The sequence below is a fragment of the Nocardioides sp. S-1144 genome (assembly GCF_005954645.2).
GTDB classification, from domain to species: domain Bacteria; phylum Actinomycetota; class Actinomycetes; order Propionibacteriales; family Nocardioidaceae; genus Nocardioides; species Nocardioides dongxiaopingii.
In genome coordinates, this window is sequence record NZ_CP040695.2 from 1,197,674 (window position 1) to 1,224,245 (window position 26,572).

Consider the following 26,572-nt stretch of genomic DNA (forward strand, 5'->3'; position numbering starts at 1 on the left):
GACCAGCGGACCGGCGTGGGGTGACCTACGATCAGGGCGTGGCGGACTGGAAGCGGGGGATCGGGCGCGTGCTGTACCCGGCTTACGAGGCCCGGGTGCTGCGGCGCCTGCCCGGAAGCCTGCCCCAGCACGTCGGGGTGATGCTTGACGGCAACCGTCGCTGGGCCAGGGCGGTCGGCCGCGACACCTCGCAGGGCCACGAGGCCGGCGCCGCCAACATCGAGCCGCTGCTCGGCTGGTGCGACGAGGTCGGCATCGAGGTCGTCACCCTGTGGCTGCTGAGCACCGACAACCTCAACCGGCCGGCCGCCGAGCTCGAGCCGCTGCTCGCGATCATCGCCGACGCCGTCGACTCCCTCGCCGCCCGGCGCCGCTGGCGGCTGCACCCCGTCGGCGCGCTCGACCTGCTGCCCGACGACGTCGCGCGCCGCCTCAAGGCCGCCGCCGAGGCGACCGCCGACGTCGACGGCATGCTCGTCAACGTCGCCGTCGGCTACGGCGGGCGTCGCGAGATCGCCGACGCCGTCCGCTCGCTGCTGCACGAGCACGCGGCGATGGGCACCTCGCTGGAGGAGCTGGCCCAGATCATCGACGTCGAGCACATCGCCGACCACCTCTACACCAAGGGCCAGCCCGACCCCGACCTCGTCATCCGCACCTCGGGGGAGCAGCGGCTCGGCGGGTTCCTGCTGTGGCAGAGCGCCAAGTCGGAGTTCTACTTCTGCGAGGCCTACTGGCCCGACTTCCGCCGCGTCGACTTCCTGCGCGCCATCCGGGCCTACGCCCAGCGCGAGCGCCGCTTCGGTTCCTGAGGAGCGAGCGCAGCGAGCGTCTCGAAGGGCGGTTCCTGAGGAGCGAGCCCAGCGAGCGTCTCGACGGATGGTTCCCGAGGACTTAACACGCCGTTCACGCCGCGTCCTGGCGTGTCGGCCCGGAACCGCCCCGCGGCGGTCGTAGCGTCGACGTCAACAGCGGGTGGGGAAGCCCGCTGCATCGGGAGGCCCCAGCGTGAGCGATCACGACCACCACAGCGACGGTGCTCGCACCGCCGTGCGAGGACGCCGGCACTCCGGCGCTGGGGCATCTCTCCGGTCCATCCGCTCGAGCTAGGGACCGGGCGAGGAGTGCGCGCGCGGTCCGGATACAGGGGATCACCGTGGCCACTGCCGCAGCTCGCACCGACGCATCGACCGACGAGCAGACCCGCACCTACGTGCTCGACACGAGCGTCCTGCTCGCCGACCCCAGCGCCATCCGCCGCTTCGACGAGCACGAGGTCGTCCTGCCGGTCGTGGTGATCACCGAGCTGGAGGGGAAGCGGCACCACCCCGAGCTCGGCTTCTTCGCCCGCTCGGCCCTCCGCGCGCTCGACGACCTGCGGGTCGTCCACGGCCGGCTCGACGAGCCCGTGCCCGTGGGCGAGCACGGCGGCACGCTCCGCGTCGAGCTCAACCACACCGACCCGACGGCCCTGCCGTCCGGGTTCCGGCTGGGCGACAACGACACCCGCATCCTCGCCGTCGCGTGCAACCTGGCCGGCGAGGGTCGCGACGTGACCCTGGTCTCCAAGGACCTCCCCATGCGGATCAAGGCCTCGGCGGTCGGGCTGGACGCCCAGGAGTACCGCGCCGAGGCGATCTCCGACTCCGACACCGGCTACTCCGGCATGACCGAGCTCGACGTCGAGGCCGCGGCCCTCGACGAGCTCTACGACGACGGCGTCCTCGACCTCGCCGCGGCGCGCGACCTGCCGTGCCACCAGGGCCTGGTGCTGCTCTCCGACCGCGGGACGGCGCTGGGCCGGGTCGGTCCCGACAAGCAGGTCCACCTGGTGCGCGGCGACCGCGAGGCGTTCGGGATCCACGGCCGCAGCGCCGAGCAGCGGGTCGCGCTCGAGCTGCTGCTCGACCCCGAGGTCGGGATCGTCTCCCTCGGGGGGCGCGCCGGCACCGGCAAGTCCGCGATGGCGCTCTGCGCCGGACTGGAGGCCGTCCTGGAGCGCGGCCAGCACCAGAAGGTCGTCGTCTTCCGGCCGCTGTTCGCCGTCGGCGGGCAGGAGCTCGGCTACCTGCCCGGCTCGGAGACCGAGAAGATGTCGCCCTGGGGCCAGGCGGTCTTCGACACCCTCGGCTCGATGGCCTCCAAGGAGGTCGTCGAGGAGGTCCTGGCCCGCGGCATGCTCGAGGTGCTGCCGCTGACCCACATCCGCGGCCGCTCGCTGCACGACTCGTTCGTGATCGTCGACGAGGCGCAGTCGCTGGAGCGCAACGTGCTGCTCACCGTGCTGTCCCGCATCGGCGCCAACTCCAAGGTCGTGCTGACCCACGACGTCGCCCAGCGCGACAACCTGCGCGTCGGGCGGCACGACGGCGTCGTCGCGGTCATCGAGAAGCTCAAGGGCCACCCGCTCTTCGCCCACGTCACGCTGACCCGCTCGGAGCGCTCGCCGATCGCGGCGCTGGTGACCGAGATGCTGGAGAACGTCACGCACTGAGGCCGGGCCCCGGCCGGGCCGGGGCGGGTGGGACCCGTGTGACGCACGGGACCACTCGCCCCGGTGCCCGCAGTCCGGGATCGGTCCACGGACGCGCCGCCGGGTTTGCGCACAGCCACCCCAGGCGGCATGGTGGGTCGAGATCTTTCGTGGTCCAGTGCCGGACCCAGCCGATCGCCCCGCCCCGAGTGGCAACCGACTGTCGTCTATCCCCTGGGTCTGAGCTCTTGTCGAAGCACGTGAAGCACGTCCCGAAGCACCGCGGCGCCCCCGCGCGCCCCGCCGTCACCACCGCGGTCGCCGGTGCGGTCGCGGAGGCGCCCCGCAAGATCGTGGGCACCACGGTGATCCTGTCGTCGCTGGCCGTCGGCGCGACCGGCGTCACGATCGCCGGCGGACTCCTCGCCGGGTCGCCGGGCAGCACCGCCGCAGCGGTCGACCAGGCGAACCCGGTCGGCGCCGTCGACACCGCGGACGAAGCCACCACCGACCCGGCCGACGGCTCCCTCGACAGCGCGGAGCAGACCGCGGCCGACGTCGCCGCGCTGGCCGCCGCCGTCGAGCCGGCCACGCGCACCCCCGTCCTGTCGCGCTCGGCCGACCGTCGTCAGGCCACCGACCCGCTCAAGGAGGCCGCGCTCGCCGCCGAGGCCGCCGGGCCGGCCGAGGCGGGCAGCCAGGATCTCTCCGACGCCGACCCGCGCGACATCGCTCGCGCGCTGCTCGCCGAGTTCGGCTTCTCCTCCGACCAGTTCGGCTGCCTCGACTCGCTCTACACGCGCGAGTCCGGCTGGAACGTCTACGCCGACAACCCGTCGTCCTCGGCCTACGGCATCCCGCAGTCGCTCCCCGGCTCCAAGATGGCCTCCGCCGGCGCCGACTGGGCGACCAACCCCGTCACCCAGATCCGCTGGGGTCTCGGCTACATCGAGGACCGCTACGGCAGCCCCTGCGGTGCCTGGGCCCACAGCGAGTCGCACGGCTGGTACTGAGCCACCGACCCGTCGGGGTCGGTGCGGCAGGGCCGGGGCGTCCGCCTAGGTGCGGGCGACGAGCAGGTAGCGCTCGTCGGTGATCGGCCCGCCCCAGAACACCTCGTCGGGCATCGCGACGACGCGCACGTCGCCCACGTGGGCGCCGACCAGGCGCTCGGACTCCGCCGCGGTCAGGCCACCGCCGGTGTGCCACCGGCCCTCGACCAGCACCAGCCGGCCGCCGGGGCGCAGCAGCGCCGTCCAGCGCGCCAGCGCGGAGGCCGGGTCCGGCAGGGCCCACAGCACGTGCCGGCACAGGACCACGTCGGTCGAGCCCGGCTCGTACGGCGGGTCGGCGGCGTCACCGACGGTGAACGGCACGTCGAGGCCGGCGTCGCCCGCCTTGGCGCGGGCGCGCTCGACCATCCGCGGCGCGAGGTCGACCCCGCGCACGCGGTGACCGGCGTCGGCGAGGAGCAGGGCCAGGGTGCCGGTGCCGCACCCGACGTCGACGACGTCGGCCGGTGCCGCGGGCAGGTGGGCGGCCAGCAGCTGGCGCCACGCCTCCCGGGTGGCCGGGTCGCCGAGCCCGTGGTCGGGCTCGTCGTCGAAGCGCTCGGCCTCGCCGTCCCAGTAGGTCCGGTGGTCGTCGGGCCCGCTCACCGCGCCACGAAGACGGTCACGTGGCCGGCGTACTCGCGCGGACCCTCGAAGGGCGGCAGCGACCACGTGACGTCGTCGGGCCAGGACGCCAGGTAGGCCACGGCGGCGTTGTGGTCGGCGAAGAACGCGCGGGTGCTGAGGTCGTCGCGGGTCACCACGTCGAAGTGCTCGCGCAGGGCGGCCTCCCCGTTCTCGCTCGAGAACTGGGTGTGCAGCGGGGCGCCGCCGGCCTCGCGACGCAGGTCGCCGAGGTGGTCGTCGCCGTTGGTGACCGCGACCAGGATGCCGTCGGGTCGCAGCACGCGGCGCGCCTCGGCGAGCCCCCGGTGCAGGTCGGGCAGGTGGTAGAGCATCCACATCGCCGCGACCGCGTCGAAGGCGTCGTCGGCGAACGGCAGGTCGAGGGCGTCGGCGACCCGGGCCTCGACGCCGCGCGACGCCGTCAGCTCGACCAGGCGGGCCGACTGGTCGACGGCCACGACCTCGGCGTCGGGCAGCGCGTTCGCGAGGCGGCCGGCGAAGGCGCCGGTGCCGCAGCCGATCTCCAGCACCCGCCGGGGAGCGGCCGCGACGACGGCGGCCAGCGCCTCGGTGGCCGGGTCGCGCCCTTCGCGGGTCGGGTGCCAGACGGACTGACGGACCTCGAGGTGCACCTCCGTGCGGTACTGCTCGTGCACGTGGTCGCGATCGGTCATGCTCACGGGTGCGTCATCCCCTCGAGGTCGAGGGCGGCGTCGAGCTCGGCCTCGGTGAGCTCGCCGCGCTCGACGTACCCGAGCGCGAGCACGGTCTCGCGGATCGTGCGGCCCTCGGCGAGCGCCTGCTTGGCGATCGCGGCGGCGGCCTCGTAGCCGAGGTGCTTGTTGAGCGGGGTGACCACCGAGGGCGAGGACTCGGCGTAGCGGCGCATCCGGTCGGCGTCCGCGGTGATGCCGTCGACGCACCGGTGCGCGAGCAGGGTCGTCGACGTCGAGAGCAACCGCACCGACTCGAGCACGTTGCGGGCCATGACCGGCATCGCGACGTTCAGCTCGAAGCTGCCGCTGGCGCCGGCCGCGGTCACGGCGGCGTCGTTGCCGACGACCTGGAAGCAGACCATGAGCGTGGCCTCGGGCAGCACCGGGTTGACCTTGCCGGGCATGATGCTCGACCCCGGCTGGAGGTCGGGGAGGTGGATCTCGGCGAGCCCGGTGGTCGGCCCCGACGACATCCAGCGCAGGTCGTTGCAGATCTTGGTGAGACCGACCGCGACCGTGCGCAGCACGCCGCTGAGCTCGACCAGCGAGTCACGGGTGCCCTGCGCCTCGAAGTGGTTGCGGGCCTCGGTGAAGTCCTGGCCGGTGGCCTGCGACAGCACCTCGATCACGCGGGGCGCGAAGCCGGGCGGGGTGTTGATCCCGGTGCCGACGGCGGTGCCGCCCAGCGGGAGCTCGCGGACGCGGGGGAGGACCGACTCGAGGCGCTCGACGGCGTACCGGAGCGTGGCCGCGTACCCACCGAGCTCCTGGCCGAGCATCACCGGGGTGGCGTCCATCAGGTGCGTGCGACCGGACTTCACCAGGCCGCCGAACTCCTCGGCCTTCGCCTCGAGGGAGCCGGCCAGCGTGCCCAGGGCCGGGACGAGGCTGTCGACGACGGCGAGGGTGACGGCGACGTGGATCGCGGTCGGGAAGGTGTCGTTGCTCGACTGGCTGGCGTTGACGTGGTCGTTGGGGTGCGCCTCGACCCCGGCCCGCGCGGCGAGGGAGGCGATGACCTCGTTGGCGTTCATGTTGCTGCTCGTGCCCGACCCGGTCTGGAACACGTCGATCGGGAACTCGGCGTCGTGCTCGCCGGCCGCCACGGCCCGGGCGGCGGTGGCCACCGCCTCGGCGACCGCGGCGTCGACGACGCCGAGCTCGCCGTTCACGACGGCGGCCGCCGCCTTCACGTGGCCGAGCGCGTGCACGAGGGCCGGCTCGATCGGGGTCCCGCTGATCGGGAAGTTCTGGACGGCGCGCTGCGTCTGGGCGCGCCACAGGGCGGAGGCGGGAACCTCGACCTCACCCATGGAGTCGTGCTCGATCCGGACGGCGTCGGTGGGGGGCTGCTCGTTCACCAGGCCAACCTAACCTCTCGTCCTTGACAGAATCGTAACCGATCAGTTACCAATGAGTCGTGGACCCGTTCTCCGCCGTCGCCGACCCGGTCCGTCGCGAGCTGCTCCGCTCGCTGCTCGCCGGCCCGGCCCGGGTGGTCGACCTCGCGGCGTCCCGCTCGATCAGCCGGCCCGCCGTCAGCCGGCACCTGCGCCTGCTCGTGGAGGCCGGGCTCGCGACGGTCGAGGACCGGGGCCGCGAGCGCCACTACGCGCTGGACCCCGCCGGCCTCGCCCCGCTCCAGGGCCTCCTCGACGACCTCCGCCCACCGCCGCGCCTCGACGAGCGCCTGCTCGACGGGTTCGACGGTCTCGACCTCGAGGTCCGCCGCACGGTCCGCGACCACCGCGCCGAGGCCCCCCACCGATCCCGCACCACCCCCGACCCGCACGAGGAGACCGCATGAGCGCCACCCCCACCGGACGCCGGGAGACCCGGCGCGGACACGACAGCGTCGTCCTGGACCGCACCTTCCGCGCCCCGATCGAGTCGGTGTGGGCGGCGGTCACGGAGTCCGACCGCCTGGCCCGCTGGATCGGCACCTGGACCGGCGACCCGGCCTCCGGCTCGGTGCGGTTCCGCATGAACGCCGAGGGTGACGAGGTGGCCGCGGAGACCTTCACCATCGACGCCTGCGACGCGCCGCGCCACCTGGCCGTCACCTCGTCGTCCGAGGGCGGGGAGCAGTCGTGGGTCCTCACGCTCGACCTCGTCGAGGTCGACGGCACCACGACCCTCACCTTCAGCCAGTCGGTGCCGGACGCGTCGTGGGCCGGCGGCGTCGGCCCGGGCTGGGAGTGGTACCTCGACCGGCTGGTCGCCGCGGAGAGCGGTGGCGACGTCGCCGCCCTCGACTTCGGCGACTACCACCCCGCGATGGAGGAGGACTACCGGGAGATGTTCCGCGACTGACCCACGACACTAGGCTCGCCGCATGTCGCGCTGGCTGGAAGACCTGAGCACCCTCCAGGTGCTGCTCCTCGTGCTCGGCGTGCTGCTCGGCGGCTCCGTCCTCGCGGCCATCGTCGGCGGGGTGCTGGTGCGGCTGGGGATGCGGCGCCCGTGGGCCGTCGACCGCGCCAGCCGGCTCTCGATGCGGGCGCTCGGGCTGATCAAGCGGCCGCTCACGATCGTGGTGCTCGACGAGGTGGCCGCGGTGATCCAGACCGGCCACTACACGAAGAACATCTCCGACGCGCTGCTCGAGAACCACGACGAGATCAAGGCGATGGTGGCCGAGAAGGTCCGCTCCGACCCGAACGCGCGCATCGTCAGCCGGCTCCCGGGCTACGACACCATCGTCTCGGAGGTGTCCGAGACGGTGATGCGGGTGCTCATCGACATGCTGAGCGACCCGCGGATGGACGAGCTCGTCGCCGACCTGCTCCGCAACAACCTCGACCAGATCAAGAGCGCCGTGCGCGAGCGCGCGCACGAGAACGTCGTCGTCGTGCCGGCCGACCCGGTCCCGGCGTCGGCTCCGCGCCCGCGGCCCTGACGCGGGCGCGCGGCCGGTCCCGACCGGCCGGCGTCCGGCTCAGACCACGCCGACGTAGAGCCAGTAGTGCTCGTCGCGCTCCTGGAGCCGGACGTCGTGCCTCTCGCTGCGCGTCGTCGTGAAGACCGAGGCCAGCGAACGCTCCAGGTCCGGTGCCTCGGCGGCCGACCACACCGCGACGGCCCCGCCCGGTCGCAGCATCGCGCGCACGCTCCGCAGGAACGGCGCCTCGTAGAGCACGGCGTTCGCGTCGTGGACGAGGTAGCCGGGGCCGTTGTCGACGTCGAGCAGCAGCAGGTCGTAGGACGCCGGCCGGGCCTCCGCGACCGCGACCGCGATGTCGGCCACGACCACGCTCACCCGCGCGTCGGCCAGCAGGGCCGGGCCGTGGGCGATGGTGCCGTCGCGCATCCAGTCCACGAGCGCCTGCTCGACCTCGACCACCGCGCACGTCTCCACGCGGGAGTCGGCCAGCACCTGGTGCATGGTGAACCCGAGTCCGAGGCCGCCGACGGCCACCGCCCGCGGGTCGTCGACCACCGCGAGCGCGGCGGTGGCGAGCGCCTGCTCGGTCGCGACCTCGCGGGTGTCCATCACGAAGACGCCGTTGGCGCGCAGCTCGAGCGCGGTGGGCGCGCCGGCGTCGTCGGAGCCGGGACGGCGCTCGCGCAGCACCAGCTCCCCGCGCTCGGACTCGGCTCGGGCGATCTCGACGTGCTCCACGGGTGCCTCCACCGGTCGGGGTCGGTCCCAGGGTTCCACCCCGGGTCCGGGTTCGCCCACCGCGGGGTGCGGCCAGGAGGTCCCGGCTTTCCTCACGTGCCGGTCACGCTGCTCTCATCCTGACCTCAGACGGTGTTCCTAGCCTCGTGCAAACGTCAACCACCTGCTCGGAGGACCACTGTGAAGACCCTGTTCGGCATCCGCCCCACCGACGGCGCCCAGGACGTCGGGCTGCTCGTGCTCCGCGTCGCGCTCGGCGTCGTGATGATCGCCCACGGCTGGCAGAAGCTCGACGGTCAGGGCCTCGGCGCCACGGCCGACGGCTTCGAGGCCCTCGGGATCCCGCTGCCCGGTGCGGCGGCCGCCTACGCCACCGGCGTCGAGCTCGTGGGCGGGGTGCTGCTCCTCGTCGGGGCGCTCACGCCGCTGGTGGGCGTCCTCGTCGCCGCCGACATGGCCGGTGCGTTCTGGTACGTGCACCGCGACGCCTTCTTCGCCAACGAGGGCGGCTACGAGCTCGTGATGGTGCTCGGTGCCGCGGGTCTGGCCCTGGCCGCGACCGGTGCCGGTCGGCTCTCCCTCGACCGGCTCGTGCTCGGCCGTACCGGCGCGCCGGCGTCGCAGGCGGCCGGGTCGGAGGTGGCGGCCGGCGTCAGTCGTTGACGATCGCGTCGGCGTGCGCGGCGATCCAGCCCAGGAGCGGCGACATCGCCTCCACCAGGTCGCGGCCGAGGGGGGTCAGGCTGTAGTCGACGCGCGGCGGGATCGTCGCCTGCGCGTCGCGGACGACGAGGCCGTCGGCCACGAACGTCCGCAGGGTCGCGGCCAGCATCTTCTCGCTGATGCCGTCGACGGTGCGGCGCAGCTCGCCCCACCGCAGGGTGCCCTCGGCGAGGGCGGCCAGCACGAGCACGCCCCACTTGCTCGTGACGTGGTCGAGCACCACGCGGGTGGGGCACCCGTCGGTGAACGCCGTGGGTTCGTCGCCCCGGATCTCTCGCAGGCTCAGCACGGCCACCACCTTACCAAAAGGTGGGTACCTGCAACGGGGAAGTATCAGGCGGGAGTGGTCGTTCCTCCCGTGAACCGTCCACGAAAGGAACCTCCATGACTCTCCTCGTCACCGCCGCGTCCGGCCAGCTCGGCCGCCTCGTCCTCGACTCGCTCCTCGACCGCGGCGTCGCCCCGGCCGAGGTCCGGGCCGGTGCCCGCACCCCCGACCGGCTGGCGGCGTACGCCGAGCGCGGCCTCGACGTGGTCGCGCTCGACTACTCCGACCCGGCCTCGGTCGAGGCCGCGCTGGTGGGCGTCGACCGCGTGCTGCTCATCTCCGGCAGCGAGGTCGGCCAGCGGGTGGCGCAGCACACCACCGTCGTCGACGCCGCCCGGGCGGCCGGCGTGGACCTGCTCGTCTACACCAGTGCCCCGCACGCCCGCGAGGCCGACTTCGTCCTCGCGCCCGAACACCGGGCCACCGAGGAGGCGATCGAGGCGGCCGGCGTCCCGGCGACGATCCTGCGCAACAACTGGTACCACGAGAACTACGCCCAGGCGCTCGACACCGTCCGCTCGACCGGCGTGCTCGCGACCAGCGCCGGCGACGGGCTGGTGGCCAGCGCGGCGCGGGCCGACTTCGCCGAGGCCGCGGCCGTCGTCCTCACCACCGACGGGCACGCGGGCCGGGTCTACGAGCTCGGCGGCGACGTCGCCTGGGACCAGCCGACCCTCGCGGCGGCCCTCGGCGAGGTCCTCGGCCGCGAGGTCGCGGTCCAGCAGCTGAGCACCGACGAGCACGTCGCCCTGCTCGAGGGCGTCGGCCTCGACGCCGGCACCGCCGGCTTCGTGGCCGGCATCGACACCGGTATCCGCGACGGCGTCCTGGGTGACGCCGACGGCACGCTGTCGCGCCTCATCGGACGTCCGACCACGCCGCTGGTCGACGGTCTCCGCGCGCTGGTCTGAGTCCTACCGTCGGGGTGGACCGGGGCGATGCCCCGGTCTGCCACGGTGGAGCGATGAACAGCAAGAAGCCCGGGGACGACGACGGCCAGGTCTCGCAGGTCCAGAAGATGGACGCCGACGACGCCGACACCCCCATCGACGACAGCCAGGGCGTGGCCGGCAACCCCGACGCGCCGGCCCCGGACGAGCTCAAGGAAGCCGGGCCGAACGCGAACCCGCACGCCGACGAGGACACCCACTAGGCACGGCCGCCCAGCCGGGTCGGCGCTACGTCGCGACGTCGCGTCGGGCCGGCCCCGGGTCGGTGGACCGACCGGCGTCACTCGGCGCTGCGGACCCGGACTCCCGGCACGCCCAGCGAGCTCAGCGGGACCGTGACGGTGCCCGAGGGGTCGGTGAAGAAGTCGTTGCCCTTGTCGTCGACGACGATGAAGGCGGGGAAGTCCTCGACCTCGATCTTCCAGACCGCCTCCATGCCGAGCTCGGCGTACTCGAGGACCTCCTGGCTGCGGATGCAGTCCTGGGCCAACCGGGCCGCCGGCCCGCCGATCGAGCCGAGGTAGAAGCCGCCGTGGGTGGCGCAGGCCTCGGTGACGACCTTCGACCGGTTGCCCTTGGCGAGCATCACCATCGAGCCGCCGGCGGCCTGGAAGGCCTCCACGTAGGAGTCCATCCGGCCCGCGGTGGTCGGGCCGAACGAGCCGGAGGCCATGCCGGCCGGCGTCTTCGCGGGGCCGGCGTAGTAGACGGGGTGGTCCTTGAGGTAGGCGGGCAGGCCCTCGCCGGCGTCGAGCCGCTCCTGGATCTTGGCGTGGGCGATGTCGCGGGCCACGACGAGCGGACCGGTCAGCGAGAGCCGGGTCTTGACCGGGTGCCGGGACAGCTCGGCGAGGATGTCGGCCATCGGCTGGTGGAGGTCGACCTGGACGACCTCGCCGCCGGCGATGTCGTCGGCGACGCCGGCGTCGGGCATGTACTGCGCCGGGTCGGTCTCGAGCTGCTCGAGGAAGACGCCCTCGGAGGTGATCTTGCCGAGCGCCTGCCGGTCCGCCGAGCACGACACCGCGATGGCGACCGGGCAGGAGGCGCCGTGGCGCGGCAGCCGGACGACGCGGACGTCGTGGCAGAAGTACTTGCCGCCGAACTGCGCGCCGATCCCGAACGACTGGGTCAGCTCGAAGACCTGCTCCTCCAGCTCGAGGTCGCGGAACCCGTGCGCGCTCGCCGAGCCCTCGGTCGGGAGGTTGTCGAGGTAGTGCGCGGAGGCGTACTTGGCGGTCTTGAGGGCGAACTCCGCCGAGGTGCCCCCGATGACGACGGCCAGGTGGTACGGCGGGCAGGCGGCGGTGCCGAGGGAGCGGATCTTCTCGTCGAGGAAGCTCAGCATCCGCTTCGGGTTGAGGATCGCCTTGGTCTCCTGGAACAGGAACGACTTGTTGGCCGAGCCGCCGCCCTTGGCCATGAAGAGGAACTTGTACTCCGGTGCCTTCCCGGGGCCCCCCGGCGTCGAGTAGAGCTCGATCTGGGCCGGCAGGTTCGTGCCGGTGTTCCGCTCCTCGTACGTCGTGAGCGGCGCCAGCTGCGAGTAGCGAAGGTTCAGCCTGGTGTAGGCGTCGTGGACGCCGCGCGAGATGGCCTCCGCGTCGTCGACCCCGGTGAGCACGCCCTCGGACTTCTTGCCCATCACGATCGCGGTGCCGGTGTCCTGGCACATCGGCAGCACGCCGCCGGCGGAGATGTTGACGTTCTTCAGCAGGTCGAGCGCCACGAACCGGTCGTTGCCCGACGACTCGGGGTCGTCGATGATCCGGCGCAGCTGGGCGAGGTGCGCGGGGCGCAGGTAGTGGCTGATGTCGTGCATCGCCTCCGACGTCAGCAGCCGCAGCGCCTCCGGCGCGACCCTGAGGAACGTCTGTCCGTCGACCTCGACGGTCGAGACCCCCTCGGTCGACACGAGCCGGTACGGCGTCTCGTCGGCGCCCGTCGGCAGCAGGTCGGAGTAGAGGAACTCGGCGTCGGTGCTCACGAGCAGCCATCGTAGGTGCCGCCCCGCGGACCCGGACGCCGAGACCCGTGCGCCGTTAGGCTGGCCGGGTGGACGACGCCGACCGCAGCCCCGAGCTGCGCATCTCCGACGACGAGCGGCACGCCGTCGCCGAGCAGCTGCGCCAGGCGGCGGGGGAGGGCCGGATCGACCTCGAGGAGCTCGACGAGCGGCTCGCCGCCGCCTACGGCGCCCGCACCTACGCCGACCTGGTGCCGCTGACGCAGGACCTGCCCTCGACGTCGACCCCGGTGGTGCGGCGGGCGTCGTCGGGCTCCCCGGTGGCCGACCCCGGCCCGCTGCGCGGGATCGCGGTGATGAGCGGTTTCGAGCGCAAGGGTGTGTGGACCGCGCCCGCGTCGATGACCGTGGTCTGCGTGATGGGCGGTGCCACGCTCGACTTCCGCGAGGCGCGCTTCGCCGGGCCCGAGAGCGTGCTGACGATCAGCGCGGTGATGGGCGGCGCCGAGATCGTCGTCGGTCCCGAGGTCGAGGTGATCGTGGAGGGGGTCGGGATCATGGGTGCCTTCGTGGGGCCCTCGGACAAGGTCGGCGCCGAGCTCACCGCGGACTCCCCGGTGCTGCGGGTCAGGGGTTTCGCGTTCTGGAGCGGCATCAGCGTCACCCGCAAGCCACACCGCGACGACCTGCCGCCGGGTCGCGAACCGCACCGCCTGCACTGAGGACGCCGCACGCACGACGCGCCGCACCCGCTCCGGGGAGCGGGTACGGCGCGTCGGTGGGAGCGGGGTCGCTCAGACCGTGTTCAGGGCCCGCGACTCGAGCCGGCCGGCGTTCTCCTTGTCGACGGTGAGGTTCTCACCGGTCTGCGGGTCGAAGAGGTGGATCTTCTTGGTGTTGACCCAGATCTCCGCCTCGTCGCCGGCGGCGACCCGGCTCGTGCCGTCGAGCCCGACGACCAGCTGGGTGCGCAGCGACTCGCCGTCGAGGTCGCGCTCGAGCTGCTGGAGCTGCTCCTGCACCTCCGGCGGGGCCTCGAAGGGCAGGTAGGCGTAGGCCTCGTTGCCGAGCCACTCCACGACGTCGACCTTCGCGCGGAACGTCGAGCCGGTGCGGTCGGTGTCGACCACCGAGGCGTCCTCGAAGTCACCGGGACGGATGCCGGCGATGAGCAGGCCCTTGCCCTGGGCCTTCTCGGCCTTGTCTGCGGGGATCTCGACCGACCCGAACGGCAGCTTCACCGAGGTGCCCTCGACCGTCGCCGGCAGGAAGTTCATCGGGGGGGACCCGATGAAGCCCGCGACGAACAGGTTGCCCGGGTTCTCGTACAGCTCGCGCGGCGTGGCGAGCTGCTGCAGGATGCCGCGCTTGAGGACCGCGACCCGGTCGCCCAGCGTCATCGCCTCGGTCTGGTCGTGGGTGACGTAGACCGTGGTGATGCCCAGCCGCTTCTGCAGCCGCGCGATCTCGCTGCGCATCTGACCGCGGAGCTTGGCGTCGAGGTTCGACAGCGGCTCGTCGAAGAGGAACGCGTCGGCGTCGCGCACGATCGCGCGGCCCATCGCGACCCGCTGGCGCTGACCACCCGACAGGTTGCCGGGCTTGCGCTCCAGGTGCTCGTCGAGCTCCAGCGTCTTCGACGCCGCCCGGACCTTCTCGTCGACCTCGGCGTCGGGCGTCTTGGCCAGGCGCAGCGGGAACGCGATGTTCTCGTAGACCGTCAGGTGGGGGTAGAGCGCGTAGTTCTGGAAGACCATCGAGAGGTTGCGGTCACGCGGCGCGAGGTCGTTGACCCGCTTGTCGCCGATCATCATGTCGCCGGAGGTGATGTCCTCCAGGCCCACGATCATCCGCAGCAGGGTCGACTTGCCGCACCCCGACGGGCCGACGAGGATCATGAACTCCCCGTCCTGGACGTCGATGCTGACGTCGTTCACGGCCGGGAAGCCGTCGCCGTACTTCTTGACGATGTTCTTCATGTCGATAGCAGCCATTGGCTCAACCCTTCACTGCGCCGGAGGTCAGGCCGGCGACGATCTTGCGCTGGAAAATCAGGATGATGACGATGATCGGGATCGTCGAGATGACGGCGCCCGCCGCGAGCAGCGAGGCCGGCCGGTTGAACGGGTCGGCACCGACGAAGAACGAGAGCGACGCCGGGATCGGCCGCGCCGCCTCGGTCGAGGTGAGCGAGATCCCGAAGACGAAGTCGTTCCACGCGAAGAAGAACGTCAGGATCGCCGCGGTGAAGACACCGGGTGCCGCCAGCGGCACGATCACCCGCCGGAACGCCTGCCACGACGTGGCGCCGTCGACCTGGGCCGCCTGCTCCATCTCCCACGGGATCTCGCGGAAGAAGGCCGACAGGGTCCAGATCGCCAGCGGCAGCGTGAAGGACATGTAGGGGATGATCAGGCCGGGCCAGGTGTCGTACAGCCCGATCGCGCGCCACATGTCGAACAGCGGGCCCACCAGCGAGACGACCGGGAACATCGCGATGACCAGCGCCATCGTGAGGACCAGCTTCTTGCCCCGGAACTCCAGGCGCGCGATGGCGTAGGCGGCCAGCGTCGCGATGATGACCGACAGCGTCGTGGCGATCAGGCTGATGCCGATCGAGTTGAGGATCGCCCGGCGGAACTGCTCGTTGTCCCAGACGTCCTGGTAGTTCTGCCAGCCGGCACCCGCGCCGTCGGCGGGGAAGAATCCCGGGCTGCCGTTGGTGATCGCGGTCTGCGACTTGAACGACAGCGAGATGATCCACGCCACGGGCAGCAGGCACCAGGCCAGGATCAGCGCGACCCCGACGACCATTCCGATCTTCTGCTTCATCACTTCTCCTGCCGTGCGTCGGCGAGGTCGACGCGGAAGATCTTGACGATGAGGAACGCGATCACCAGCACCGACAGGAACAGCAGGACCGAGAGGGCCGAGCCGATGCCGATCTGGAACTGCTCGATCGTCTGCCGGTAGGTCAGGAAGCTGATCGACTCGGTGTTCTGCGCCCCCGCCGTCATCACGAAGATGTTGTCGAAGATGCGGTAGGCGTCGAGGGCGCGGAAGAGCACCGCGACCATGATCGCGGCCCGCATGTTCGGGAGGATGACGCGCGTCAGGCGCTGCGTCCACGTGGCACCGTCGACCTTGGCGGCCTCGATCATGTCCTCGGAGACCTGCGCCAGACCGGCGAGGAGGAGCAGCGACATGAACGGGGTGGTCTTCCAGATCTCGGAGACCATGATCGCGACCACCGCGGGCGTCGTCTCGCCGAACCAGTTGAAGTCCGCGGCGAGACCGGGGATCCAGCTGTTCACGAAGCCGTTCTGGTAGCTGAACGCGAACTGCCACGCGAAGCCGGAGACCACGGTGATGATGCCGTAGGGCACCAGGATCGAGGTCCGGATGACGCCGCGGGCGAAGATCACCCGGTGCATCACCATCGCGAAGGCGAAGCCGATGACCAGCTCGAAGGCCACGGTGACCACCATGTACAGCACGGTGATGCCGGTGGTCTTCCACAGCAGCGGGTCGGTCAGCGCGACCGCGTAGTTGCCGAACCAGATGAACTCGCGGTCGTCGGGCGCGGTCAGGGAGTAGTTGAACAGCGACAGGTACAGCGCCCGGAGCATCGGGAACGCGGTCACCACCAGCATCAGCACGATCGCCGGGGCGACCAGCTTCTGGCCGAGGCGGGCCTCGGCGCGCGACCGGTCGCTCTCGACCGGCTTGGCGGCGCGGCGGTCCTTCACGGGGGTGTCGGTCTGGGTCGTCACAGGAGCGCCTTTCCGTCGAGGACGTCCTGCAGGAACTTCGCGGACTCGGCCGGGGTCGAGTCGGGGTCGACCGCCGTCGGGGAGTGCCAGCGGCTCTGCACGGCCTGCGAGATCAGCGCGTAGTAGGCGCTCTTGGGCCGGGCCCCACCCTCGTCGAGGCTGGTCTGCCAGAGCTCGAGCAGCTCCGGCGGGTAGGCCTCCTGCAGCTCGGCGGAGTCGTAGTTGGCGCCGCGGGCCGGCATCAGGCCGGCGTCACGGGCCAGGGCGACCTGCGCCTCGTCGGAGGCGACGCACTGGGCGGCCTCCAGGGCGAACTCGGGGTACTCGGTGAACGCGCCGACGCCGATGTCGATGCCGCCGACCGGCGGGGCCGACGGCTCGCCCTCGACGGTCTGCGGGTAGCGGGCGAAGCCGAGGTCGTCGAACTGGTCCTGGGTGATGTCGCCGGTCTCGATGAGACCCTCGTAGTTCTTGTAGGCGAAGGTCCAGTTGAGCATGAACTCGCCCGGGCCCTCGGCGGGGAACATCTGGCCGAGGCTGGTGCCCTCGTTCGACACCGTCAGGTCGCTCTGGGCGGCGCTGGAGTCGGCGAGCTTCTGGATCACCGCGGCCGCGGCCTTGCCGGCGTCGGAGTCGATGTCGACCTGGGCGTCCTTGCCGGACTCTGTGTCGGAGACGATGTCGCCGCCGGCGCCGAGGATCATCGCGTTGATCCACACGACGTAGGCCTCGTAGCGGTTGGCCTGGACGCCGACGGTGCCGCCGTTGTCGGCGGCGGCGTCGATGACCTGGTCGAAGGTGACCGGCTGGCTCATGTCGAGGCCGGCGGCCTCGGCGAGCGACTTGCGGTACCAGAGGACCTGGGTGTTGGCCCACTGCGGAGCCGCGTAGACCTTGTCCTCCCACATCACGGTGTCGAGCGGGCCGTCGAGGATGCCCTCGGTCACCGCGTCGCCGGCCTCGCCCTCGAACTCCAGCAGCCAGCCCGCGTTCGCGAACTCCGGCACGAAGACCGGGTCGAGGCTCATCAGGTCCGTCGAGGAGTCCTCGGCGGCCAGGCGCCGGGCCAGCTGGGTGCGCTGGTCGGTGGCGCCGGACGGCAGCAGCTGGACCTCGATGTCGTACTCGTCGGTGCTGCACTCGGCGGCGTACTGGGTCAGCACCTCGACGCCGTCCGGGTTCACGTACCAGTTGAGCGTGGGCTTCCCGCTGCTGCCGCACGCGCTCAGCAGGGTCGCGGTCAACACCGTCACCGACCCTGCGGCCGCGGCTCTCCTGAGCCGACTGCGGCGGCGCCGTCTCGCGCCCTCTCCGACCTTCTGCATGTCTGGACACCCTCCCGTTGTGGTCTGCCCCACACCTTGTCCGGATTGCCGGGACGTGTCTAGTCCGTGCCGGGGTGGTGTCCACTTCGCGGCGAACCGGCCTCGCGCGGGGCTCAGGCCCGCGGTTGACCGTGATCGAGCCTGCTGGCGCTGGGGACGCTAGTCCACCGACCCGCGCCGTCGGCGGGCGGGCCTCAGGCGCTGCGGTCGGTCCCGGCGCGGTCGGCGTTGCGGCGGATCGTCTGCGCGAAGGTCTCGAAGAGGGCCGGCGGCATGTCGTGGCCCATCCCGTCGACGAGCAGCAGCTCGGCACCCGGGACGGCGGCCGCGGTGGCCCGCCCCCCGGACACGTGCACCATCCGGTCGGCCAGCCCGTGGACGACGGCCGTCGGCACGGGCAGCGCGCGCAGGCCCGGCGTCCGGTCGGGCTGGGTGACGATGGCGGCCATCTGGCGGGTCATCCCGGCCAGGGTGACGCCGCGGTCGTAGGTCTCGGCCGCCCGCTTCTCGGTGGCCTCCCGGGTGGTGGGGTAGCCGGGGGAGCCGATGAGCTTCCACGTCGCGACGTTCGACTGGATGTAGGCGGCGCGGCCGCTGCCGCGCGCCAGCAGGTTCCTGAACAGCACCGGGTGCTGCCAGCCGACCGTGCGGCGTCCGGTGGTCGACATGATGCTCGTCATCGAGCGCACCCGCGCGGGGTGGGCGATCGCCATCGCCTGGGCGATCATCCCGCCCATCGACACGCCGGCGACGTGCGCCGACTCCAGGCCGAGGTGGTCGAGCAGGCCGAAGACGTCGCCGGCCATGTCGTCGAGGGTGTACGGCGCCCGCACCGGCAGCCCGGCGAAGGCGCGGACCAGCATGGTCCGGGTGACGCGGCCCTTGCCGCGGCTCGACCGGCCGGCGTCGCGGTTGTCGAAGCGGACGACGTGGAAGCCGGCGCGCGCGAGCATCTCGCAGAGCTCGGGGTCCCACCAGGTCATCGGTCCGCCCAGACCCATCACGAGCACCAGCGGCTCGTCGGCGGGGTCGCCGTAGGTCTGGTAGCAGAGCTCGATGTCGGGTGAGACGGGGGCGAAGAGCTCCTCGGAGACGGTCACGGGCGTCGCGCTGGAGGTCATCCCCCCATCAAACCAAACGAGCGTTGGTGCGGTGATCCCCTCCAGGAGGCGAAACCTCCCCGTAACATGCGCCGCGTGACCGACAGCCCGCTCGCCTCCTTCCTGCTGCCCGACGGCTACGCCCGGCCGTCGCTGGCGGCGGTGCTGCAGGAGCGCACCGTGGTCGTCGAGGCCGGCCGGTACGTCGTCCGGGCCCGGCAGGAGCGCCGCGAGCGCCGGTCGCGGCCCTACACCGGCCGCTCGGCCGCGCGCGCGGTCGAGCCGGTCATCCTGGTGCCCGGCTTCACCGCCGGTGACGGCTCGCTGCGGCTGATGGCGCGCACCCTGCGCGAGCGCGGCTACCGCACCTACCGCTCGCAGATCCGGGCCAACGTCGGCTGCACGCTCAACGCCGCCGCTCAGCTCGAGTCCCGCCTCGAGGCGATCGCGCTGCGGCGTGGCACGCGGGTGCAGGTCGTGGGGCACAGCCTCGGCGGGATGATCGCCCGCGGCATCGCTGTCCGCCGCCCCGACCTGGTCTCCGGCATCGTCACCCTGGGCAGCCCGATGCTCGCGCCCGCCGCCCACCACGTGGCGCTGTCGTGGGGCGTGGAGACGCTGGTGCGGCTCAGCCGGGCCGGCGTGCCGGGCCTGATGGCGGAGGAGTGCGTCGCCGGCGTCTGCGCCCGCCAGAGCTTCGACGAGTGCCGCGCCCCGCTCTCGCCCGACGTCACCTTCACCGCGGTCTACTCCCGCCGCGACGGCGTCGTCGACTGGCGCGCCTGCATCGACCCGACCGCCGTCGCCGTCGAGGTCGGCTCCTCCCACCTCGGCATGGCCTTCGACCCCGCCGTCATCGACCACGTCAGCGCGGCCCTGCGCCGTGGCGCCGACGGGGTCGGCGTCCGCGGGCTGCAGATCGCCTGAGCTAATCCGCGCGATCGCGTGGTTTGGGTCGGGTTCTGGGGGGTCGACCGCACCGATCCGCGCGATTGCGCGGTTTGGGTCGGGTTCTGGGGGGTCGACCGCACCGATCCGCGCGATTGCGCGGTTTGGGTCGGGTTCTGGGGGGTCGACCGCACCGATCCGCGCGATCGCGCGGTTTGGGTCGGGATCTGGGGGGTCGACCGCACCGATCCGCGCGATCGCGCGGTTTGGGTCGGGTTCTGGGGGGTCGACCGCACCGATCCGCGCGATCGCGCGGTTTGGGTCGGGAATTGGAGGGCCGACCGGACCAAACCGAGCGATCGCGCGGTTTGGGTAGGTGCACGGGGACGGACCGCACGGACCCCGGGGTCCGGGCCCGTTCCGGCGGAGGGTCGGCTCGAGCTCGGGACCGACGTGGGTTACTGGCCGCCGAAGTCGATGGCCGAGAAGTGCCGGAGCTTCTCGAGGGCGTGGTCGGAGTGGATCGAGCGGATGGTGCCGCTGCGCGAGCGCATGACCAGGGAGTGGGTGCTGACGCCGCCGGAGGTGTAGCGCACGCCCTTGAGCAGCTCGCCGTCGGTGATGCCGGTGGCGACGAAGAAGCAGTCGTCGCCCGAGACCAGCTCGTCGGTCGTGAGGATCGTGTCGGGGCTCAGGTCGTGGCCGGCGTCGAGGGCGCGCTGGCGCTCCTCGTCGTCCTTGGGCCACAACCGGCCCTGGATGACGCCGTCCATGCACTTGAGCGCGCAGGCCGCGATGATCCCCTCGGGGGTGCCGCCGATGCCGAGCAGCAGGTCGATGCCGGTCTCGGGACGTGCCGCCATGATCGCGCCGGCGACATCGCCGTCGGAGATGAACTTGATCATCGCGCCGGTGGCGCGGATGTCGTCGACGAGCTGGCTGTGGCGGGGCCGGTCGAGCAGCACGACGGTGACGTCGGAGGGCCGCTTGCCCTTCGCCCGGGCGACCTGGCGGATGTTCTCCGCGACGGGGTAGCGCAGGTCGACGACGTCGGCGGCCTCGGGGCCGGTGACCAGCTTCTCCATGTAGAACACCGCCGACGGGTCGTACATGGAGCCGCGCGGCGACACCGCGAGCACGGCGACGGCGTTCGTCATGCCCTTGGCGGTGAGGGTGGTGCCGTCGATCGGGTCGACGGCGACGTCGCACTCCGGCCCGGTGCCGTCGCCGACCTCCTCGCCGTTGTAGAGCATGGGGGCGTTGTCCTTCTCGCCCTCGCCGATGACGACGGTGCCGCGCATCCCGATCGTCGAGATCATCACCCGCATCGCGTTCACCGCGACCTCGTCGGCGCCGTCCTTGTCGCCGCGCCCCACCCAGCGGCCGGCGGCCATCGCGGCCGCCTCGGTGACGCGCACCAGCTCGAGCGCGAGGTTGCGGTCGGGCTGCGACGGGTGGACCTCGAAGGGCCGGGGCGCGGAGGCGGGACTCATGGCCGGATCGTATCGGTCCGCCGGGGTCGCGACGGTCAGGCGAGGAGGTGGAGGGTGGTCACCGCGGCCAGGAGCGACACCGGCGTCAGCAGCAGCGCCACGCGGTGGAACTCCGCCAGCGGGGCGTGCTCCCCGGAGGCGTGCAGGGTGCGGCGCCACAGCAGGTTGGCCAGCGAGCCCGACAGCGTCAGCCCCGAGCCGACGTTGAGCCCGATCAGCGCGGCCAGCACCGCGAGGTCCCCGAGCGGGGCGACCAGCGGCACCAGCAGCAGCGTCGCCGACAGGTTGGTCAGCACGTTGGCCAGGGCGGTGGCCAGGAGCGCGACGACGAGCAGGCCGACGAACGACGTCGTGTCCGGGACGACGTCCGCCACCGCCTCACCCAGGAAGCCCTCCGCGATCGCCGCGACCACGACGCCCAGCGCGAGCACCAGCAGGGCGAACTCGGGGTGCGCCGACCGGGCGACGTCCCCGGCGGCGAGCAGGCCCCGCGCGGCGCCCCAGGCCACCAGCACCGCCGCGGCCGCACCGGCGACCCAGGCCGGGTCGACGCCGTACGGCGAGGTCGCGGCGAAGCCGACGAGCATGGCCGCCACGACGAGCGCCGGCACGACCGGGAACGCGACGTCGGGCGTCTCGCCCCCGGTCGCCGGGGCGGCCAGGTCGCGGCGGAACAGCAGCCGCAGGCCGACGTACTCGACCACGAGGACGACGACCAGGACCGGCGCCATCCGGGCCGCGAAGCCGGCGAAGGTGAGGTCGAGCGACGGCAGCGCGAGCAGGTTGGTGAGGTTGGAGACCGGCAGCAGCAGCGAGGCCGAGTTCGCCATCCGCAGGCAGGCGTAGGCACCCGGCCGGGGCAGGACGCCGTCGGCCCGCGCGGCGGCGACGACCACCGGCGTCAGCAGCACGACGGTCGCGTCGAGGCTGAGCACGGCCGTCACCGCGGCGGCGACCAGGAACGCGACGGTGAGCAGCCGGGTCGGGCCGCCGTGCCGCAACAGGCGCGCGGACGCCGCGAACAGGCCGGCCCGGTCGCACACGTGCGCGGTCACCAGGATCGCCACCAGGAACAGCACGACGGGCAGCAGGTCCAGGACGGTGTCGCGGGTCTCCTCGAGGGTGATCAGCCCGCAGACCAGGACGGTCGCGATCGCCGCCAGCGAGACCAGCGCCTCGACGCTGCGCCGGGGGTGGCGGTAGGCGACGACGAGCAGGGCGAGGAGCGCGGCCACGGCGGGCAGGTCGACCAGTGGCACCCCGGCAATCTAGTCCGCCCCACGCCTGGGACGATGGTCGCGTGGTGGACGTCGATGAGTGAGCGGGGCGGTCGCTACGAGCGTTCCTTCGGCGGGCTCGTCGGGGCGATGGTCGTGGCGGTCATCATCGTCCTGGTCCTGGTGGTGGCGCGCGGCCTGCTCAGCAGCGACGTCGACAACACCGACCGGCCGGCCGTCGACTACCTCGAGAACGTCGAGCAGCTGCAGCGCAGCGACATCGGGGTGGTCTACCCCGCCACCCTGCCGAGCGGGTGGAGCGTCACCTCCGTCGACGTAGCCGACATCGAGCGCCCTGGGGCCCTGCCCGCGATCGGCTTCGACCTGCTCACCGACGACGACAAGTACGTCGGCGTCAAGGTCGAGCAGGAGTCGGCCGAGGACCTCCTCGAGGAGTACGTCGACGAGGACCCCGCCGAGACCGACCCGCTGACCGACGCCGGGGGGCCGGGCCTGGCCACCGACTGGGCCGGCTGGGAGGACGACGGCGGCGACCGGGCCTTCACCGCGACCTACGGCGAGGACCGCACCGTGCTGGTGTTCGGGGCCGTGTCGGCCGACGAGCTCGCCGACCTGGTCGGGCGGCTGACCGACGCCACCCTGCCGGGGGTCACCCCCCAGGCTGCTCCTTCGTCATGACCGCCTCGAGGCGCTGACGCGCTCCGTCGAGCCAGTCCTGGCACACGGTGGCCAGCGCCTCGCCGCGCTCCCACAGCGCCAGCGACTCCTCGAGCGTCGTGCCCCCGGTCTCGAGCCGGCGGACGACGTCGACGAGCTCCTCGCGCGCCTCCTCGTAGCTGGGGGTCTGGTCGGTGGCGCTCATGGGGCGGGCTCCTCGCTCGGTGCTGCGGCGGCTGCTGCGGTGGTGGTGGAGGTGACGTCGGCGTGGACGCGGCCGTCGACGACCCGGACGCTGACGGCGTCGCCGCCGGCCAGGCCGGCGACCGAGGTGATCACGTGCCCGTCGGCGTCCTGGAGGACGGCGTAGCCGCGCTCGAGGGTGGCCAGCGGCGACAGCGCGCGGGCCCGGGCCCGCTGGTGGCCGATGTCGTCGGAGGCCCGGTCGAGCGCGTGCCGCAGGGTGCGGCGGGCCCGCTCGCGGAAGGTGGCGAGCTCCTCGGTGCGCCGGTCGACGAGCGTGCGGGGGTCGGCGAGGGCCGGCCGGGAGCGCAGCGCGTCGAGGCCGGCCTGCTCGCGGGCCACGGCGCCGAGCACCAGCGAGCGCAGCCGCTCGCGGGCCGAGGCGACGGCGTGGGCCTCCGCCGCGACGTCGGGGACGACGAGCTTGGCGGCGTCGGTGGGGGTGGCGGCGCGGACGTCGGCGACCAGGTCGAGCAGGGGGTTGTCCTGCTCGTGGCCGATCGCCGAGACGACCGGGGTGCGGGCCTTGGCCACCGCCCGCAGGAGTCCCTCGTCGGAGAAGGGGAGCAGGTCCTCGACCGAGCCACCGCCGCGGGCGATGACGACGACGTCGACGGTCTCGTCGCGGTCGAGCCGGGCCAGCGCCTCCATCACCTCGCCGGCGGCCCGCGGCCCCTGCATGGTCGCGTGCGCGACGGCGAACCCGACCGCCGGCCAGCGTCGCCGGGCGAGGTCGAGGACGTCGCGCTCGGCGGCCGAGCGCGGCGCCGTGACCAGCCCGACCTTGCCGGGCAGGAACGGCAGGGTGCGCTTGAGCGCCGGGTCGAAGAGCCCCTCCGCGGCCAGCAGCTGGCGGCGCCGCTCAATCTGGGCGAGCAGCTCGCCGAGCCCGACCATCCGGATCTCGCGGGCGTGCAGCGAGAGGGTGCCCCGGTTGGCGTAGTAGGACGGCTTGGCGTGCACGAGCACGCTGGCGCCCTCCACGAGCGGGGGGTTCATCGAGTCGAGCAGCGTGCGGGAGCAGGTGACCGGGACCGAGATGTCGGCGACGGAGTCGCGCAGGGTGAGGAAGACCGTCTGCAGGCCGGGCCGCCGGCTCAGCTGCGCGATCTGGCCCTCGACCCACACCGCGCCGAGCCGGTCGATCCAGCCCGAGATCGCGTTCGCGACCTGCCGGACGGGTGCCGGCTGCTCGGGTGAGGTGTCCAGGGCCATGCCGGGGAGGCTACTGGTGCCTCCCGACACCGTCGCCGGCCCACCGGGCCTCCAGCAGGCGCACCGCCTCGGCCAGGGTGAGGCCGAGCCGGCGGGCGGTGGCGGCGAACTCGTCGGCGGCGTCGGCGGCGTCGGCCGGGGCCGCGGGAGCGGCGACGAAGGTGCCCCGCCGGCCCTCGGTGACCACCACGCCGTCGGCCTCCAGCTCGGTGTAGACCCGCTGCACCGTGCGGACGCCGACGCCGAGCTCCTCGGCCAGCCCCCGCACCGTGGGCAGCCGGGTGCCCGCGGGCAGGTCGCCGGAGGCGGCGCGCCCGGCCACCTGGGCGCGCAGCTGCTCGTAGATGGGCGAGGAGGACTGCGGGTCGGGGGGCTGGATGCTCACGGAGTCACCGTACGCACGACCACGGACAACCGCACCGGCTCGACGGGCTGGTAGGAAGTGGGGCATGACCTACGTGCTGGTGGTCGGGGAGTCCCTGGTCGACGTCGTCACCGACGCGGGCGGGACGACGGTCGAGCGGCCCGGCGGGAGCGCGGCCAACGTCGCGGTCGCCCTCGCCCGGCTGGGGCGCCGCGCGCGCTTCGTGACGTCGTACGCCGACGACGAGCGCGGCCGGTCGGTCGCGGCGCACCTCGCGGGCTCGGGCGTCGAGCTGGCCACCGACCCGCACGTGCTCGGGCGCACGTCGAGCGCGGCCGCCACGATCGGGGCCGACGGCTCGGCCAGCTACGTCTTCGACCTCGACTGGCGCTTCGGGCCGGTGGGCGAGGAGACGCCGCGGTTCGTGCACGTCTGCTCGATCGGCGCCGTCCTCGAGCCCGGGGCCGACGACGTCCTCGCGCTGCTCGACCGGCTGGTCGCGGCCGGCGGCGCCGACCGGCCGACGGTCACCTACGACGTCAACGCGCGCCCGGCGATCACCGGCACCGGCCCCGAGGTCGTCGGCCGGGTCGAGGCCGTCGCCCGCCGGGCCGACGTCGTCAAGGCCAGCGACGAGGACCTCGCCGTGCTCTACCCGACGTTCGGCCTCGCCGAGGCGGCCGGCCACCTGCGCTCGCTCGGCCCCCGCGCCGTGGTGGTGACCCGGGGCGAGGGCGGGGCGACCTGGTTCGGCGACGGCGAGCCGCTGTCGGTCGCCGCGACGCCGGTCACGGTCGTCGACACCATCGGCGCCGGCGACACCTTCTCCGCCGGCATCGTCGACGCGCTCTGGGACGGGCTCGACCCGGCGGCCACCCTCGCCCACGCGGCGCGGGCCGCCGCCGTCACCGTCTCGCGCCCCGGTGCGGACCCGCCGACCCGCGCCGAGCTCGGCTGAGCCCACCGCGTCGGCCGGGTCCGCTCACAGCGACTGCGCGCCGATCACCCCGAGCAGCTTCAGCCGCTCCGAGCTCTCGGTGCCCGGCGTGGCGGTGAAGAGCAGCAGCCCCTGGTCCTGGTCGACGTCGTAGAGGGTCTGGCAGAAGACCTCGACCACGCCGACGTCGGGGTGCACGATCCGCTTGTGCTTGGAGTGCGGCCGGGCGACCTCGTGCTCGGCCCACACGGCGCGGAACTCCGGGCTGCGGGCCTCCAGGTCGGCGACGACCTCGGCGGCCAGGGAGCCCGCGCCGTCGCGGGTGACGGCGGCGCGCAGCTCGGCGGTGAAGGCGCGTCCGACGCCGTCCTGGTCCTCCGCGGGGTAGCGGAGCCGGGCCTCCGGCAACGTCCACCAGCGGTGCGCGACGCAGCGCGCGAGGCCCTCGTACGCCGTCTCGTCGCCCAGGAGCGCCACGCACGGCGGCGTCTGCACGAGCGTCTCGCCGGTGCTGCCGACCACCATCGCGGGGACGTCGACGAGCCGGTCGAGGATCCGCATCAGCCCCGCCTCGACGTGGTCACCGCGGCGGAGCCGGCCCGGGGCGACGTAGCCCCCGAGCCGGAACAGGTGGTCGCGCTCGGCCGTCGACAGGCGCAGTCCGCGCGCGAGCGAGGCGAGCATCTGCTCCGACGGCTTCGGCCCGCGCTGCTGCTCGATCCGGCCGTAGTAGTCGGCCGACATGTCGGCGAGGACGGCGACCTCCTCGCGGCGCAGCCCACCGGTGCGGCGGCGCGAGCCGCGGGGGAGGCCGACGTCCTCCGGCTGCAGCGCCTCGCGGCGGGTGCGGAGGAAGTCGGCGAGCTGGGCCCGGTCCATGCC

Annotated in this window: 30 protein-coding genes; 13 read left to right on the forward strand and 17 right to left on the reverse strand. The window is 73.1% G+C overall.

Annotated features, from left to right (window positions below):
• The first annotated feature begins 38 nt into the window (after positions 1 to 38).
• The 3 genes from FE634_RS05745 to FE634_RS05755 all read left to right on the forward strand — a co-directional run bounded on the left by FE634_RS05745 (position 39) and on the right by FE634_RS05755 (position 3,486).
• On the forward strand, positions 39 to 812 hold the full coding sequence (locus FE634_RS05745) for an isoprenyl transferase (RefSeq protein WP_138875333.1): 774 nt from the start codon (positions 39 to 41) through the stop codon (positions 810 to 812).
• Positions 813 to 1,156: 344 nt separating this feature from the next.
• Positions 1,157 to 2,494: a PhoH family protein gene (locus tag FE634_RS05750; protein ID WP_262347595.1), complete on the forward strand. Its 1,338-nt coding sequence runs from the start codon at positions 1,157 to 1,159 to the stop codon at positions 2,492 to 2,494.
• Between the two features lie 239 nt (positions 2,495 to 2,733).
• Positions 2,734 to 3,486, forward strand: coding sequence for an aggregation-promoting factor C-terminal-like domain-containing protein (locus FE634_RS05755; protein WP_262347596.1), 753 nt, complete (start codon positions 2,734 to 2,736; stop codon positions 3,484 to 3,486).
• Between the two features lie 45 nt (positions 3,487 to 3,531).
• Here the strand turns inward: FE634_RS05755 and FE634_RS05760 are convergent, their stop codons facing one another.
• Genes FE634_RS05760 through FE634_RS05770 form a run of 3 tightly spaced genes read right to left on the reverse strand, consistent with a single transcriptional unit; the run spans position 3,532 to position 6,181 of the window.
• Complete coding sequence (locus FE634_RS05760) at positions 3,532 to 4,131, reverse strand: class I SAM-dependent methyltransferase (protein ID WP_138875335.1); 600 nt, start codon at positions 4,129 to 4,131, stop codon at positions 3,532 to 3,534.
• Complete coding sequence (locus FE634_RS05765) at positions 4,128 to 4,826, reverse strand: class I SAM-dependent methyltransferase (RefSeq protein WP_262347657.1); 699 nt, start codon at positions 4,824 to 4,826, stop codon at positions 4,128 to 4,130. The genes FE634_RS05760 and FE634_RS05765 overlap by 4 nt, the downstream gene beginning before the upstream one ends.
• A 2-nt stretch (positions 4,827 to 4,828) precedes the next feature.
• On the reverse strand, positions 4,829 to 6,181 hold the full coding sequence (locus FE634_RS05770; RefSeq protein ID WP_137294199.1) for a class II fumarate hydratase: 1,353 nt from the start codon (positions 6,179 to 6,181) through the stop codon (positions 4,829 to 4,831).
• A gap of 107 nt (positions 6,182 to 6,288) precedes the next feature.
• Here FE634_RS05770 and FE634_RS05775 point away from each other — a divergent pair, with 107 nt between their 5' ends.
• From FE634_RS05775 to FE634_RS05785, 3 genes are read left to right on the forward strand one after another with little or no spacing between them, the layout of a single operon-like run.
• The gene (locus tag FE634_RS05775; RefSeq protein ID WP_137294143.1) at positions 6,289 to 6,675 is read left to right on the forward strand and encodes an ArsR/SmtB family transcription factor; all 387 of its coding nucleotides are present in this window, start codon (positions 6,289 to 6,291) and stop codon (positions 6,673 to 6,675) included.
• Complete coding sequence (locus FE634_RS05780; RefSeq protein ID WP_138875337.1) at positions 6,672 to 7,181, forward strand: SRPBCC family protein; 510 nt, start codon at positions 6,672 to 6,674, stop codon at positions 7,179 to 7,181. Before FE634_RS05775 ends, FE634_RS05780 begins: the two co-directional genes overlap by 4 nt.
• 22 nt (positions 7,182 to 7,203) lie before the next feature.
• A complete protein-coding gene (locus FE634_RS05785; protein WP_137294141.1) occupies positions 7,204 to 7,767 on the forward strand; it encodes an NAD-glutamate dehydrogenase in 564 nt (187 codons plus the stop codon).
• A gap of 39 nt (positions 7,768 to 7,806) precedes the next feature.
• Here FE634_RS05785 and FE634_RS05790 read toward each other — a convergent pair whose 3' ends face one another.
• Entirely contained in the window at positions 7,807 to 8,490 is a 684-nt protein-coding gene (locus FE634_RS05790; protein WP_138875338.1) for a spermine/spermidine synthase domain-containing protein, read from the reverse strand.
• Between the two features lie 180 nt (positions 8,491 to 8,670).
• Here FE634_RS05790 and FE634_RS05795 point away from each other — a divergent pair, with 180 nt between their 5' ends.
• A complete protein-coding gene (locus FE634_RS05795) occupies positions 8,671 to 9,153 on the forward strand; it encodes a DoxX family protein (protein ID WP_262347597.1) in 483 nt (160 codons plus the stop codon).
• Here the strand turns inward: FE634_RS05795 and FE634_RS05800 are convergent.
• Complete coding sequence (locus FE634_RS05800) at positions 9,143 to 9,502, reverse strand: winged helix-turn-helix transcriptional regulator (RefSeq protein WP_137294139.1); 360 nt, start codon at positions 9,500 to 9,502, stop codon at positions 9,143 to 9,145. The genes FE634_RS05795 and FE634_RS05800 overlap by 11 nt on opposite strands.
• Before the next feature lie 95 nt (positions 9,503 to 9,597).
• Between FE634_RS05800 and FE634_RS05805 the strand changes: the two genes are divergently transcribed.
• Together FE634_RS05805 and FE634_RS05810 are read left to right on the forward strand one after the other, a co-directional pair.
• Positions 9,598 to 10,452 carry an SDR family oxidoreductase gene (locus FE634_RS05805; RefSeq protein ID WP_138875339.1) on the forward strand — a complete coding sequence of 285 codons (855 nt, stop codon included), beginning with the start codon at positions 9,598 to 9,600 and terminating at the stop codon, positions 10,450 to 10,452.
• A gap of 53 nt (positions 10,453 to 10,505) precedes the next feature.
• Positions 10,506 to 10,694 (forward strand): hypothetical protein, encoded by a 189-nt coding sequence (locus FE634_RS05810; RefSeq protein WP_137294137.1) that lies wholly within the window; start codon positions 10,506 to 10,508, stop codon positions 10,692 to 10,694.
• A gap of 77 nt (positions 10,695 to 10,771) precedes the next feature.
• Here FE634_RS05810 and FE634_RS05815 read toward each other — a convergent pair whose 3' ends face one another.
• On the reverse strand, positions 10,772 to 12,478 hold the full coding sequence (locus tag FE634_RS05815) for a fumarate hydratase (RefSeq protein ID WP_138875340.1): 1,707 nt from the start codon (positions 12,476 to 12,478) through the stop codon (positions 10,772 to 10,774).
• Positions 12,479 to 12,546: 68 nt separating this feature from the next.
• Between FE634_RS05815 and FE634_RS05820 the strand changes: the two genes are divergently transcribed.
• On the forward strand, positions 12,547 to 13,179 hold the full coding sequence (locus FE634_RS05820) for a DUF1707 SHOCT-like domain-containing protein (RefSeq protein WP_148240415.1): 633 nt from the start codon (positions 12,547 to 12,549) through the stop codon (positions 13,177 to 13,179).
• A 72-nt stretch (positions 13,180 to 13,251) separates the two neighbouring features.
• Here the strand turns inward: FE634_RS05820 and FE634_RS05825 are convergent, their stop codons facing one another.
• The 5 genes from FE634_RS05825 to FE634_RS05845 all read right to left on the reverse strand — a co-directional run bounded on the left by FE634_RS05825 (position 13,252) and on the right by FE634_RS05845 (position 18,676).
• Positions 13,252 to 14,451, reverse strand: a complete 1,200-nt coding sequence (locus FE634_RS05825; protein WP_137294134.1) for an ABC transporter ATP-binding protein — start codon at positions 14,449 to 14,451, stop codon at positions 13,252 to 13,254.
• 4 nt (positions 14,452 to 14,455) lie between these two features.
• Entirely contained in the window at positions 14,456 to 15,289 is an 834-nt protein-coding gene (locus FE634_RS05830) for a carbohydrate ABC transporter permease (protein WP_137294133.1), read from the reverse strand.
• Positions 15,289 to 16,230 carry a carbohydrate ABC transporter permease gene (locus FE634_RS05835; protein ID WP_246060721.1) on the reverse strand — a complete coding sequence of 314 codons (942 nt, stop codon included), beginning with the start codon at positions 16,228 to 16,230 and terminating at the stop codon, positions 15,289 to 15,291. Before FE634_RS05835 ends, FE634_RS05830 begins: the two co-directional genes overlap by 1 nt.
• The gene (locus FE634_RS05840; protein WP_170981595.1) at positions 16,227 to 17,477 is read right to left on the reverse strand and encodes an extracellular solute-binding protein; all 1,251 of its coding nucleotides are present in this window, start codon (positions 17,475 to 17,477) and stop codon (positions 16,227 to 16,229) included. Before FE634_RS05840 ends, FE634_RS05835 begins: the two co-directional genes overlap by 4 nt.
• A 272-nt stretch (positions 17,478 to 17,749) precedes the next feature.
• On the reverse strand, positions 17,750 to 18,676 hold the full coding sequence (locus FE634_RS05845; protein WP_138875342.1) for an alpha/beta fold hydrolase: 927 nt from the start codon (positions 18,674 to 18,676) through the stop codon (positions 17,750 to 17,752).
• A gap of 75 nt (positions 18,677 to 18,751) precedes the next feature.
• On the opposite strand from FE634_RS05845, the gene FE634_RS05850 reads away from it, so the two are divergent.
• Positions 18,752 to 19,582: an alpha/beta fold hydrolase gene (locus FE634_RS05850; RefSeq protein ID WP_187366835.1), complete on the forward strand. Its 831-nt coding sequence runs from the start codon at positions 18,752 to 18,754 to the stop codon at positions 19,580 to 19,582.
• A gap of 419 nt (positions 19,583 to 20,001) precedes the next feature.
• Here FE634_RS05850 and glpX read toward each other — a convergent pair whose 3' ends face one another.
• Together glpX and FE634_RS05860 are read right to left on the reverse strand one after the other, a co-directional pair.
• A complete protein-coding gene (glpX, locus tag FE634_RS05855) occupies positions 20,002 to 21,036 on the reverse strand; it encodes a class II fructose-bisphosphatase (protein WP_138875344.1) in 1,035 nt (344 codons plus the stop codon).
• A 35-nt stretch (positions 21,037 to 21,071) separates the two neighbouring features.
• Positions 21,072 to 22,295: an SLC13 family permease gene (locus FE634_RS05860; RefSeq protein ID WP_170981593.1), complete on the reverse strand. Its 1,224-nt coding sequence runs from the start codon at positions 22,293 to 22,295 to the stop codon at positions 21,072 to 21,074.
• A gap of 54 nt (positions 22,296 to 22,349) precedes the next feature.
• Between FE634_RS05860 and FE634_RS05865 the strand changes: the two genes are divergently transcribed.
• Positions 22,350 to 22,952, forward strand: coding sequence for a DUF4245 family protein (locus tag FE634_RS05865; protein WP_187366836.1), 603 nt, complete (start codon positions 22,350 to 22,352; stop codon positions 22,950 to 22,952).
• Here FE634_RS05865 and FE634_RS05870 read toward each other — a convergent pair.
• Genes FE634_RS05870 through FE634_RS05880 form a run of 3 tightly spaced genes read right to left on the reverse strand, consistent with a single transcriptional unit; the run spans position 22,924 to position 24,774 of the window.
• Positions 22,924 to 23,136, reverse strand: a complete 213-nt coding sequence (locus FE634_RS05870; protein ID WP_137294126.1) for an exodeoxyribonuclease VII small subunit — start codon at positions 23,134 to 23,136, stop codon at positions 22,924 to 22,926. The genes FE634_RS05865 and FE634_RS05870 overlap by 29 nt on opposite strands.
• On the reverse strand, positions 23,133 to 24,389 hold the full coding sequence (gene xseA / locus FE634_RS05875; protein WP_138875346.1) for an exodeoxyribonuclease VII large subunit: 1,257 nt from the start codon (positions 24,387 to 24,389) through the stop codon (positions 23,133 to 23,135). The genes FE634_RS05870 and xseA overlap by 4 nt, the downstream gene beginning before the upstream one ends.
• Positions 24,390 to 24,399: 10 nt before the next feature.
• Positions 24,400 to 24,774 (reverse strand): GntR family transcriptional regulator, encoded by a 375-nt coding sequence (locus tag FE634_RS05880; RefSeq protein WP_246060719.1) that lies wholly within the window; start codon positions 24,772 to 24,774, stop codon positions 24,400 to 24,402.
• A gap of 64 nt (positions 24,775 to 24,838) precedes the next feature.
• On the opposite strand from FE634_RS05880, the gene FE634_RS05885 reads away from it, so the two are divergent.
• Positions 24,839 to 25,711: a PfkB family carbohydrate kinase gene (locus tag FE634_RS05885; RefSeq protein ID WP_138875348.1), complete on the forward strand. Its 873-nt coding sequence runs from the start codon at positions 24,839 to 24,841 to the stop codon at positions 25,709 to 25,711.
• A gap of 24 nt (positions 25,712 to 25,735) precedes the next feature.
• On the opposite strand, the gene FE634_RS05890 is transcribed toward FE634_RS05885, so the two are convergent.
• A complete protein-coding gene (locus tag FE634_RS05890; RefSeq protein ID WP_138875349.1) occupies positions 25,736 to 26,569 on the reverse strand; it encodes a helix-turn-helix transcriptional regulator in 834 nt (277 codons plus the stop codon).
• Positions 26,570 to 26,572: the final 3 nt, after the last annotated feature.